Source organism: Bradyrhizobium sp. IC4060 (assembly GCF_020193715.1).
Taxonomy (GTDB): domain Bacteria; phylum Pseudomonadota; class Alphaproteobacteria; order Rhizobiales; family Xanthobacteraceae; genus Bradyrhizobium; species Bradyrhizobium yuanmingense.
Genome location: NZ_JADYVJ010000015.1, coordinates 17383 through 29492, shown reverse-complemented (window position 1 = coordinate 29492; position 12110 = coordinate 17383). Strand labels below are relative to the sequence as shown.

General features: G+C 63.8%; 10 protein-coding genes. 7 read left to right on the top strand and 3 right to left on the bottom strand.

From position 1 onward, the window contains the following. Positions 1–30: 30 nt before the first annotated feature. A complete protein-coding gene (gene argJ / locus I6F16_RS32270; RefSeq protein WP_036014660.1) occupies positions 31–1272 on the bottom strand; it encodes a bifunctional glutamate N-acetyltransferase/amino-acid acetyltransferase ArgJ in 1242 nt (413 codons plus the stop codon). A 100-nt stretch (positions 1273–1372) separates the two neighbouring features. Then, a complete protein-coding gene (locus tag I6F16_RS32265; RefSeq protein ID WP_109141737.1) occupies positions 1373–2287 on the bottom strand; it encodes a peptidylprolyl isomerase in 915 nt (304 codons plus the stop codon). Between the two features lie 352 nt (positions 2288–2639). Between I6F16_RS32265 and secA the strand changes: the two genes are divergently transcribed. Together secA and I6F16_RS32255 are read left to right on the top strand one after the other, a co-directional pair. Beyond that, positions 2640–5480, top strand: a complete 2841-nt coding sequence (secA, locus tag I6F16_RS32260) for a preprotein translocase subunit SecA (RefSeq protein ID WP_109141738.1) — start codon at positions 2640–2642, stop codon at positions 5478–5480. Between the two features lie 477 nt (positions 5481–5957). Beyond that, on the top strand, positions 5958–6362 hold the full coding sequence (locus I6F16_RS32255; protein WP_225113638.1) for a DUF6006 family protein: 405 nt from the start codon (positions 5958–5960) through the stop codon (positions 6360–6362). An 86-nt stretch (positions 6363–6448) separates the two neighbouring features. On the opposite strand, the gene I6F16_RS32250 is transcribed toward I6F16_RS32255, so the two are convergent. Further along, positions 6449–6892, bottom strand: a complete 444-nt coding sequence (locus I6F16_RS32250) for a MarR family transcriptional regulator (protein ID WP_025032676.1) — start codon at positions 6890–6892, stop codon at positions 6449–6451. Positions 6893–6929: 37 nt separating this feature from the next. On the opposite strand from I6F16_RS32250, the gene I6F16_RS32245 reads away from it, so the two are divergent. The 5 genes from I6F16_RS32245 to I6F16_RS32225 all read left to right on the top strand — a co-directional run bounded on the left by I6F16_RS32245 (position 6930) and on the right by I6F16_RS32225 (position 12038). Beyond that, positions 6930–7184, top strand: a complete 255-nt coding sequence (locus I6F16_RS32245) for a hypothetical protein (protein WP_162131185.1) — start codon at positions 6930–6932, stop codon at positions 7182–7184. Further along, complete coding sequence (locus I6F16_RS32240; RefSeq protein WP_036026234.1) at positions 7072–8256, top strand: substrate-binding domain-containing protein; 1185 nt, start codon at positions 7072–7074, stop codon at positions 8254–8256. Before I6F16_RS32245 ends, I6F16_RS32240 begins: the two co-directional genes overlap by 113 nt. 151 nt (positions 8257–8407) lie before the next feature. Continuing rightward, the gene (locus I6F16_RS32235) at positions 8408–9922 is read left to right on the top strand and encodes an amidase (protein WP_036026291.1); all 1515 of its coding nucleotides are present in this window, start codon (positions 8408–8410) and stop codon (positions 9920–9922) included. Between the two features lie 36 nt (positions 9923–9958). Next, complete coding sequence (locus I6F16_RS32230) at positions 9959–10816, top strand: branched-chain amino acid ABC transporter permease (protein ID WP_225113637.1); 858 nt, start codon at positions 9959–9961, stop codon at positions 10814–10816. 4 nt (positions 10817–10820) lie between these two features. Then, positions 10821–12038, top strand: a complete 1218-nt coding sequence (locus I6F16_RS32225) for a substrate-binding protein (protein ID WP_036014678.1) — start codon at positions 10821–10823, stop codon at positions 12036–12038. The last annotated feature ends 72 nt before the right edge of the window (positions 12039–12110 follow it).

The window sequence follows — 12110 nt, the reverse complement described above, 5'->3', positions numbered from 1 at the left end:
TCCCCGTAAGAACGGGGAGAGGGAGAAGGCCTACGACCTGTAGTCCCCGTTGATCGCCACATATTCCTTGGTGAGGTCGCAGGTCATGACGCGGTCGCGGCCTTTGCCGAGGCCGAGCGAGACCAGAATCGCGATCTCCGGCGCCTTCATCGCTTCCGACACCTGCGCTTCGTCATAATCGGGATCGCGCGCGCCGCGCTTGGCGACGCGGATGCCGTTGAACGAGATCGACAGCTTGTCGCGATCGGCCGGCTCGCCGGCCTTGCCGACTGCCATCACCACGCGGCCCCAATTTGCGTCTTCGCCCGCGATCGCGGTCTTCACCAGCGGTGAGTTCGCGATCGACATCGCGATCTTGCGGGCGGAGGCCTTGGTCTTGGCGCCCTCGACGGTGATCTCGACCAGCTTGCGCGCGCCTTCGCCGTCGCGGGCGACCTGCTCGGCGAGATTGGCGAGCACCTGGTTGAACGCCTTGACGAAGGCCTTCAGGCGCGGGTCGCTGGCGCGGCTGATCTTCGGCGCGCCGTGCTCGGCGGCGGCGCCGGTCGCAAACGCCAGCAGCGTGTCGGAGGTCGAGGTGTCGCCGTCGATGGTCACGGCGTTGAACGTGTCCTCGACGCCGCTCTTGAGCAGCGCCTGCAGCGCGGCGGGCGCGATCGGCGCGTCAGTGAAGATGAAGGACAGCATCGTCGCCATGTCGGGCGCGATCATGCCGGCGCCCTTGGCCATGCCGTTGATGGTGACCTTGGCCTTACCGAGCTTGACTGTCGCGGTCGCCACTTTCGGGAAGGTGTCGGTGGTCATGATCGCCTTGGCCGCGGCTAGGTAATCGCCGGGCTCGGCGGCTTCGGCGAGGCGGCCGAGCACGCCGTCGAACTTGGTGGCATCCAGCGGCTCGCCGATCACCCCGGTCGAGGCCAGGAAGATCTCGCTCTCGCTGCAGCCGACCGCCTTGGCCGCGATCTTCGCCGTCAGCGCGGTGGAGGCGCGGCCGGTCTTGCCGGTGAAGGCGTTGGCATTGCCGGAATTGACCACCAGCGCGCGCGCCTTGCCGCCCTTCAGCTTGGCGCGGCACCATTCCACCGGGGCCGAGGGACACTTCGACCTGGTGAAGACGCCGGCGACGGCAGTGCCCTTGTCCATCACCGCGAGCAGCACGTCGGTACGGTTCTTGTAGCGGATGCCGGCTTCGGCCGTCGCCAGACGGATGCCCGCGATCACGGGCATATCAGGGACGGTTTTGGGGGCGAGCGGAGAGACGGAGGAGGACATCGCGGGCGCCTTGGTAGTGTCTGGACATGCAGATGGCCGGGGGAGCCCCGGCCATTGCGACGTTAGATATACTTGGCGTCCGCGAAGTGACAGCGAATTCTTACTTCTTCGCCGGCGGCGCCATCTTGCTGTCGGACGGCTTCGCATCCGGCTTGGCGTCCTTCGACGCATCCGCCGCCGGCTGGTCCAGCCGCTCGACCTTGGCTTCGGTACGCAGCTTGGCGACATACTCGGCCTGGGCCTTGCGGGTCACATACTGCTCGATCTGGGCCTTGACCTGCTCGAAATCGGGCGCCTTGCGGTTGCGCTTTTCCTCGACCTTGATGATGTGCCAGCCGAACTGCGACTTCACGGGGTCGGAGATCTTGCCGGGCTCCAGCGAGAAGGCCACGGCCGAGAATTCCGGCACCATCTGCTCCTTGGTGAAGAAGCCGAGGTCGCCGCCATCGGCGGAGCCGGGGTCCTTGGACTTCTTCTTGGCGAGCTCGGCGAAATCGGCCCCCTTCCCGAGCTCGGCCTTCACCGCCTTGGCCTCGTCCTCGGTTTCGACCAGGATGTGGCGGGCGCGCACCTCCTGCTCGCCGGTGATCTGCTTGGCGGCCTCCTCATAGACCTTCTTCATGGCGTCCGGCGTGGTGGCGGCCTTGCCCTCGCTGGCGAGCAGGCTGTCCATCAGAAGCCGGTTGCGGGCGAAGGCCAGGCGCTTCTTGAACTCCTCGCCGTCGGCGATTTTCCTGTCTTCGGCAGCCTTGCTGACGATCTTCATGTCGATCAGGAACGACAGGACGTTCTCGTCCTTGGTCGCTGGGTCCATCTGGGCGAGGCTCGGCCCGAGTTCCTCCTCGGCCATGGTGACGTCGCTCTTCTTGATTTCCGCGCCATTGACCTTCGCCAGCACCGGATCATCGGCGGCCCGGAGCGGGCCCGCAAACGCCAGGGACAGCGCCAGAGCGAGGCTGCCAGCCAGGGCGGACGCGGAGCGGAAGCGCTGGGTTGCCGGGAACGAGGTGGTCATGGAAAATCCTTATGTTGAAGCAGGGGGCTGCTCGAGCGGGGCGGACACTCGCCCAATCAGGGGGGCTTGGCAACGCGAAAAGTCTGTCAAAATGATGAATTAGCCGCACTGCGCCCGCCGTTGACAAGGCCCCGACCGGGCCATATCTCTGCGCGGTCGCGACCATGGCGATGGCGTTTATTTTGCTGCGTTTTTGGCCGTTGAACCCAGACTTGCCCAATTCCCACCCATATGGCGGATGTCCCCCGCAGTCCGGGCTCTGACGCCGCGAAGCGTCACGGTGAGTTGATAGGCGGGCGGGTGACAACTTCTTAGGCCCAACGCGGTTGAATCGCGAACACAGGAACCAGGCATGATCGGCGCGCTCGCCCGCAAGTTTTTCGGCTCCGCCAACGACCGGCGGGTGAAGGGATATCAGTCCCGCGTCAACGCGATCAATGCGCTGGAGCCCGAGGTCTCGAAGCTCTCCGACGAGGCGCTCAAGGCCCGCACCGCGGAATTCAAGCAGCAGCTCGCGAACGGCAAGACGCTGGACGATCTCCTCGTCCCGGCCTTCGCCACCGTGCGCGAGGCCGCCAAGCGCACGCTTGGCCAGCGCCATTTCGACGTCCAGCTGATCGGCGGCATGGTGCTGCACGAGGGCGACATCGCCGAGATGAAGACCGGCGAAGGCAAGACGCTGGTCGCGACGCTTGCGGTGTATCTGAACGCGCTCGCCGGCAAAGGCGTCCACGTCGTCACGGTCAACGACTACCTCGCCCGCCGCGACTCCGGCTGGATGGGCCAGATCTACGGCTTCCTCGGCATGACCACCGGCGTGATCGTGCACGGCCTCGACGATGCCGAGCGCAAGGCGGCCTATGCCTGCGACATCACCTACGGCACCAACAACGAATACGGCTTCGACTATCTCCGCGACAACATGAAGTACCGGCTCGAGGACATGGTCCAGCGGCCGCACTTCTTCGCCATCGTCGACGAGGTCGACTCCATTCTGATCGACGAAGCGCGCACGCCGCTGATCATCTCCGGCCCGCTCGACGACCGCTCCGACTTCTACAACACCATCGACGGCTTCCTGCCGAGGCTCGACAAGACCGACTACGAGGTCGACGAGAAGCAGCGCACGGTGACGCTGACCGAAGGCGGCATGGAGAAGATCGAGACGCTGCTGCGCGATGCCGGCCAGCTCAAGGGCGAGTCGCTCTACGACGTCGAGAACGTCTCCGTCGTGCACCACATCAACCAGGCCCTGCGCGCTCACACGCTGTTCACGCGCGACAAGGACTACATCGTCCGCGACGGCGAAGTCGTCATCATCGACGAGTTCACCGGCCGCATGATGCCGGGCCGCCGCTATTCGGAAGGCCTGCATCAGGCGCTGGAAGCCAAGGAGCACGTCCAGGTCCAGCCCGAGAACCAGACGCTGGCCTCGATCACCTTCCAGAACTACTTCCGCATGTACGAGAAGCTGGCGGGCATGACCGGCACCGCCGCGACCGAAGCGGACGAATTGTTCGACATCTACAAGCTCGAGGTCGTGGAGATCCCGACCAATCTGTCGATCGCGCGCCTCGACGAGGACGACGAGGTCTATCGGACCCAGAAGGAAAAATATCAGGCCATCCTCGCCGAGATCGAGCGCGCCAATGCGCGCCTGCAGCCGGTGCTGGTCGGTACCGCCTCGATCGAGAAGTCGGAGGTGCTCGCCGAATTCCTCAAGAAGAACGGCTACAAGCAGATCGATTTCGGCAAGGAGGGCGCGCTCGACAAGCTCTATGCCGCCGCCCGCGCCGGCAAGCCGGCGAAACTGTTCGCGGTGCTGAACGCGCGCTTCCACGAGCAGGAAGCCTACATCGTCGCCGAAGCCGGCGTGCCGGGCGCGATCACGATCGCCACTAACATGGCCGGCCGCGGCACCGACATCAAGCTCGGCGGCTCGCTGGAGATGCGCATCCAGCAGGAGACTGCTGATATCACCGACGAGGCCGAGAAGGCCAAGAAGATCGAGCAGATCAAGGCCGATATCGAGCACTTCCGCGACATCGTGCTGAAGGCCGAGGAGACCGTCGAGGTCGAGCCGGCCAAGGGAAGCAAGCCTGCCAAGACCGTGAAGAAGCCCGGCGGCCTCTACATCATCGGCTCCGAGCGCCACGAATCCCGCCGCATCGACAACCAGCTGCGCGGCCGTTCCGGCCGTCAGGGCGATCCCGGCCGCTCGAAGTTCTTCCTGTCGCTGGAAGACGACCTGATGCGCATCTTCGGCTCGGACCGTCTCGACAGCATGCTGCAGCGTCTCGGCCTGCAAGAGGGCGAGGCCATCATCCATCCCTGGATCAACAAGGCGCTGGAGAAGGCGCAGCAGAAGGTCGAGGCGCGCAACTTCGACATCCGCAAGAACCTGCTCAAGTTCGACAACGTCCAGAACGACCAGCGCAAGGTGATCTTCGACCAGCGCGTCGAGCTGATGAAGGACGAGAGCGTCGCCGAGACCGTCGCCGACATGCGCCACGCCTTCATCGACGACCTCGTCGCCAAGCACGTGCCCGAGCATGCCTATGCCGAGCAGTGGGACGTCGCCGGGCTCAAGGACGAATTGAAGCGCGTGCTCGATCTCGACCTGCCGGTCGACGAATGGGCCAAGGAAGAGGGCATCGCCGACGAGGAGCTGCTGACTCGCATCGAGACCAAGGCCGACGAACACATGGCGGCCAAGGTCGCGCAATGGGGTCCCGACGTGATGCGTTACGTCGAGAAGACCATCCTCTTGCAGACGCTCGACCATCTCTGGCGCGAGCACCTGATCATGCTCGACCATCTGCGCCAGGTCATCGGTCTGCGCGGCTACGGCCAGCGCGATCCGTTGCAGGAGTACAAGACCGAAGCCTTCAATCTCTTCCAGGAGATGAGCGCTCACTTGCGCGAGGCCGTCACGGCGCAGCTGATGCGCGTCGAGATCGTCCCGCCGGAGCAGGAGGCCCCCGTCCTGCCGCCGATGGAGGCGCACAAGTTCGATCCGAACACCGGCGAGGACGAGATGGCTCTCGCCAGCGTCACCCTCGGCGCCCAATCCACCGACGCGGCGTTGCGCGACCCGAAGAACCCGACGAGCTGGGGCAAGGTCGGCCGCAACGAGGACTGCCCGTGCGGTAGTGGCAAGAAGTACAAGCACTGCCACGGGCGGTATGCTTGATCGATGACCTCAAAACCCAGCGAACTCGCGGTGTTGTCTTGGCCCACGAGTTCGCCAGGCGTCGAATGCTTTCGATCCATATGATGCCTGCTGGTCTTCCGTTGCATAACGAATGGTAGGCGCACGCCATTGAGGATGGCTGGCGCACAATTGTCAGACGGTCCTTTATCCGTCACGCGCGGCTGAGCACGCTTTAGTCATCTGGCAACCCGCCTCAGCGCCTGTTCCTGTGATCACTCCGGAGTGCTGCTGCTTCTGCAGATGGCCGGCGGCCACTCGCTCGCGCGGCTGCGTCGCTGAAGAACTCTTCACCCGGAGAGCCAATGGTCAAAGCGCGGCATCGCGTCTCGGCGAACGCCCTCGGGTAGACCATCCAATTTTTTACCACTGCTCATTGTGATCTGGATCACCGCTACAGAGCTCAATCCGTGGTTTGATTGAATCACGAGACGTGGCCTGAAAATTGGGAGCCAGACAATGTCCAAACGCGCGCTGCCAACCGCCTTTTGTGTCCTTGCCCTGAGTTTTTACGCCTGCGGTTCCGCCCCTGCGAGCCAAGTGGGCGGATGGTGGGGCGGAACATGGTCGTGCAACATCGACGGCCGCCCGGCCCGGATGAAATGGGCCGCCGTCGATGACAGTCAGACAACCTGCAACGGCAACACTTGCACCAGCACTTCGGGAGCACGCTGGTCAGGCCGCTTCTCAGATAATGGCTCGCGATGGGTGAAGTTGACAAATCCACGCAGCGGAACCCAGGGCGGCGTGTACTTCAACCATGCCGACGGCAACAAATGGTATCTAGCCAAGCCGGTCGGCAACAAGGCCGTGGGCTGGACGACATGGAATGGCCAACGCTATCGCCTCTCGTGCTGGCGATGATGCGCGAGTGCTTTCCTCTGGCTATGCATTGAAACGGCAGATGTGTGTGTGCGCTTCGCAAGGCGCCACGCTCCACTTCACGAGGTCTAATTCGAGCTGTCGATCAAGCTCTCCAGCAGCCGCTTGAGCTCGCTCGTCGACTTGTCGCCGTAGCTCTCCAGGATGTGCTCCTCCTGGTCGACCGCGAGCGAGTTGAGCTTCTTGCACAGCACCTTGCCGCGGTCGGAGATGAACATCAGCACCTTGCGGCGGTCGTTCGGGTCCTGCACGCGGTAGACCAGCGTGTCGGAGACCATGCGGTCGATCATCTTCGTGAGCGTCGGATGGTTGAGCAGCACGGCGTCCGCGAGCTCGCCCATCGAATGGCCCTCGCCGTCCGACAGCACTTTCAGGATGCGCCATTGCTCGACCGGCACGCCCTCCTTGCTCAACCTCAGTTCGAGCTGCCGGTTGATTTCCCGGTTGGCTTGCGCGAGCAGGTAAGCGAGGTGTTCGGTGATTGGGGAATTTTGTTTCGGCGGTTTTGCCACGGCTGAGACTTCGCCTTGACCCAAATGAGTGAATGTCTTGCAATCGATGCTGCATCTATATGCACTTCAATTCTTGAATATTCAATATTTTCAAAATAAGATCATTGCCCAACAAAAGGGCGGAAGCCGCGGCCGCCTGCTCAATGTGCTTTCAGGTCTGGCCTCAGACAGGAGTTGGCGTGCGCGCGACGGTGAACTTCCCGGCTCACGGCGGCTCGGCGTTACCGCCGTCCTTGCTGTTCAGGAATCTGTCGTCTTCGGCAGCTGGCGGTGCCTTGTCGCCGCACGGTGACGCCTTGTTCAAGCGCCGCGGCGTCAACAAGCTGCGCGTCGGCGGCTTCATCTGCTGCACCGGCTCGCCTGGCGTGTGGGGCCCGTGTGCCACGAACAGCGCGCAGCTTGCCGTCGCCGAGATCAACAAGCGCGGCGGCATTCTCGGCCGCGAGCTCGAGCTGTCGATCTACGATGCCGGCGGGCCGCTGGATGAGGTTCTGGACCGCGCCGAGCAGGCAATCGCATTCGACGAGGTCGATCTGATCGTCGGATTGCACACCAGCGCGGTTCGCGTGGGCCTCCGCGACGTCACCACACGCCACCGCATTCCCTATATCTACACGCCGGTCTACGAGGGCGGCGAGCGCACGCCCGGCGTGATGGCGATCGGCGAGACGCCGCGCTGGCAGAGCCGCCCCGCCATCCATTGGCTCGCGGACGTCAAGAAGGCCAAACGCTGGTACCTGATCGGCAGCGACTACGTTTGGCCCTGGCAATCGCATCGCGCGGTGAAGAACTACATCAAGGAAACCGGCGGCCGCGTCGTCGGCGAAGAGTTCGTCCCGCTCGGCGAAGACAATCACGGGCCGCATCTGGCGCGGATCCGCGCCGCCAAGCCCGATGTCGTGTTGATCTCGCTGATCGGTACCGACAGCATCACCTTCAACCGGGCCTTCGGCGAATGTGGGCTAGGCGCCACGACGCTGCGGCTCGCGGGCGCGATGGACGATACCGTGCTACTCGGCATCGGCGCCGACAACAGCGAGAACATGTTCTGCGCTTCCGGCTACTTCACCGGCACCGGCGCGCGCGCCAATGACGACTTCCAGAGCCGTTATCACGCGATGTTCGGGCCGAATGCGCCGCCGATCGGCTCGGTGGGGCAATCGAGTTACGAAGGCCTGCGCTTCCTCGAAGCCGTTGCGAACAAGGCTGGTTCGCTGGCGATGCGGCCGCTGCTCGCGGCCGGCCGCAACATCGTCTACAGCGGCGCCCGCGGTCGGGTTACCGTCTGCAACGGGCACGTGCGGATGCCGATGCATCTCGCCGAGGCCGACGGTCTCGATTTCAAGCTGATCAAGCCGCTCTGACCGCCTCGCGGCTAGACCGGCCGGCGCATTTGCAAAATAATACTTGAAAAGGAAAATATTTCCGTTTTGAATGTTTCGGCGAGGCCGCGGGTGCGTGCGTCGCACCGGGGCGGCCACGCCCAACGTTGCAAAGAACTTCAAGGAGAGCGCCGTGACAGTTGCCCTTCCCACGCCAGCCCAACTTCGCAGTGTCGCCGAGCAATGCGGTCTTTCGCTCACCGATGACGACGTCGCCTCGTTCCGCGGTCTCATGCAGGGCTCGATCGAAGCCTACAATCTCGTTGCCGCGATGCCGGACGAATTGCCCGAAGTGAAATATCCGCGCACGCCGGGCTATCGGCCCTCGGCGGAGGAGAACCCGCGCAATGCCTGGTATCGCAAGTCGACAGTGAAGGGCGCCGCCAGCGGCAAGCTCAAGGGCAAGACCATCGCGCTGAAGGACAACATCATGCTGGCCGGCGTGCCCATGACCAACGGCTCGTCGACCTTGGAAGGCTATGTGCCCGATTTCGACGCCACCATCGTCACGCGCATGCTGGATGCCGGCGCCGAGATCAAGGGCAAGGTGCATTGCGAGCATTTCTGCCTGTCCGGCGGCAGCCACACCGGCTCCTACGGGCCGGTGCATAATCCGCACAAGATGGGCTACTCGGCCGGCGGCTCGTCGTCGGGATCGGGCGTCGTGGTCGCGCTCGGCGAGGTCGACATGGCCATTGGCGGCGACCAGGGCGGCTCGATCCGCATGCCGTCGTCGTTCTGCGGCATCTACGGCATGAAGCCGACCTGGGGCCTCGTCCCCTACACCGGCATCATGCCGATCGAGATCTATGTCGATCACACCGGTCCGATGACGGCAACGGTCGAAGACAATGCGCTGCTGCTCGAGGTGCTCGCCGGGGACGACGGCTACGATCCGCGCATCAAGGCTCCGAAGGTCGAGGAGTACACCAAGGCGCTAGGCCAGGGCGTCAAGGGCATGAAGATCGGCATCGTCAAGGAGGGTTTCGAACAGCCGACCGCCGAGTCTGCGGTGAATGAAAGCGTGCGCGAGGCCGCAAAGCGCTTTAGGGATCTCGGCGCCACGGTCGAGACCGTCTCGATCCCGATGCACCTGATGGGCGGGGCGATCTGGACGCCGATCGGCACGGAAGGCCTGACCCAGACCATGATGTTCGGCGACGGCTACGGCCTCAGCCGCGGCGATCTCTATTCGACCTCGCTGATGGATTTCCATCGCGGCTGGCGTCGGCAGGCCGATTCGCTGTCCGAGACCACGAAGCTGTTCATGATGCTCGGCACCTACATCAACAACAATTTCGGCCCTCGCTTCTACGGCAAGGCCCTCAACATCTCGCGCCGGCTGACCGCGGCCTACGACAAGGCGTTTGGGGATTACGACCTGCTCCTGATGCCGACGACGCCGATGAAGGCGACCAAGCTGCCGGAGCCCAATGCCAGCCGCGAGGACTATGTCGCCCGCGCGCTCGAGATGATCTCCAACACCGCGCCGTTCGACATCACCCACCATCCGGCGATGTCGCTGCCCTGCGGCATGGTCGACGGCTTGCCCGTCGGCCTGATGCTGGTCGGCCGCATGTTCGAGGAATCCACGATCTACCGCGCCGCCCATGCCTTCGAGCAGATCGGCGACTGGAAGAAGATGTGAGGAAACCTTTGCTTCAACTCGGCGGAAACGCAACGCATGGCTAACGCGTTCGTCGCGGCGTTCGAGATCCTGAGCTTCGGCGCGATCATCGTCCTGATCGTGCTGGGGCTCGGGATCATCGCCAGCATGATGGGCATCTTCAACTTCGCGCAGGGCGAGTTCGTCCTGCTCGGCGCCTACATCACCTATCTCGCTTATGCCAAGGGCCTGCCGATCTGGGCCGGCATGGTTGCGGCGCCTTTCGTGGTCGGTGCGCTCGGCTTCGTGCTGGAGGCGCTGATCATCCGACGATTCTACGCCGCGCCGATCGTTGCCATGCTCGGCACCTATGCGCTCGGCCTGATCATCCGCGAGGCCGTTCGCGGGCTGATCGGCGGCTTCTACCTCACCGTGCCGGAGCCGATCGGCGGCTCGATCGACATCGGCGCCATGCACATCTCGGCGTGGCGCTTCACCATCATCATCATCACGCTGCTGGTGATGGGCCTCTGCTATCTGCTGTTGTCGCGGACGAGTTTCGGCCTGCGCGTGCGGGCGACGCTGGAGAACCCGTCGCTGGCGCGTGCGTCGGGCATTTCGACGCCGCTGATCTACGGCGCGACGTTCGCCTTCGGTGCGGCGCTCGCGGGCCTTGCTGGCGCGCTGATCGTGCCGGTGTTCAGCCTGTTTGCCGATCTCGGCCTGCGCTTCCTGATCCAGGGTTTTGTCGCGGTCATGGTCGGCGGGGTCGGCTCCTTCATCGGCCCGGTCGCGGGCGCCGGCGTCATCGGCACGCTGAGCGCGGCGCTGCCCTGGGTAATGGCACCCGTCGTCGCCGACGTGCTCGTCTTCGTGCTCGCCATCGTCTTCATCAAATTCCGTCCGCAAGGTCTCATCGCTGGAAAAGGGGTTTAATCACATGCTCGATCGTACTCAGCTCACGCGACGTCGTTTCCTGTCCAATTTCGCCTTTGCATCCGGCGCGGTCGCAACCGGCGTCGGCAGCTGGGTGATTCCGGCGCCCTGGGCCAATGCGGCCGAGGCGCCGATCAAGGTCGGCATCGCCACCGACCTCACCGGCCCGATCGCGTACGCCGGCAACGCCGACGCCAACGTCGCGAAAATGGTGATCAAGGAGATCAACGCGGCCGGCGGCCTGCTCGGCCGTCCGCTCGAGCTCTATATCGAGGACACCGCGTCCAACGAATCCGTCGCCGTCGGCAACGTGCGCAAGCTGATCCAGCGCGACAAGGTCGACATGGTGCTCGGCGGTATCACCTCGTCGATGCGCAACGCGATCAAGGACCCGATCGTCGCGCGCGGCAAGACGCTCTACATCTATCCGCAGCTCTACGAGGGCAAGGAGTGCACGCCGTACCTGTTCTGCACCGGCCCGACGCCGGCGCAGCAATGCGACGAGTTCATTCCCTGGCTGATCAAGAACGGCGGCAAGAAGTTCGCGCTGCCCAGCGCCAATTATGTCTGGCCGCACACGCTCAACGTCTACGCCCGCAAGGTGATCGAATCCAATGGCGGCGAGGTCGTGTTCGAGGAATATTACCCGCTCGACCAGGTCGACTTCTCCGCGACCGTCAACCGCATCATCTCCAACAAGGTCGACGTCGTCTTCAACACCGTCATCCCGCCCGGCGTCGGCCCGTTCTTCAAGCAGCTCTATGAAGCAGGCTTCCTCAAGAACGGCGGGCGCCTGGCCTGCGTCTACTACGACGAGAACACGCTCAACATCAACCAGGCCGCCGAGATCGAAGGCCTCGCCAGCTGCCTCGACTATTTCAAGGTGCTGACCAAGGAGAACCCGTTCGACGCCAAGATCCAGGCGGCCTATGAAAAGGATTTCCCGGGCAACTTCCTGTTCGCCGCCGGCAGCGCTGCCACCGGCACCTATCGCGGCCTCAAGCTGTGGGAAGCCGCGGTCAAGGAAGCCGGCAAGATCGACCGCGAGTCCGTGGCCGCCGCGCTCGACCATGCCAAGATCGCCGAAGGTCCGGGCGGACCCGCCGAGATGGTGCCGGGCAAGCGGCACTGCAAGATGAAGATGTACACCGCCGTCGCCAAGAGCGGAAATTACGAGATCGTCGGGCGCAGCAACGGCCTCGTCGATCCCAAGGAATGCTGATTTTCGCCTCTCCCCTCTCGGGGAGAGGTGAATCCCGCCGTGATTGACACGGCTGCCTCTGACGATGTTGAA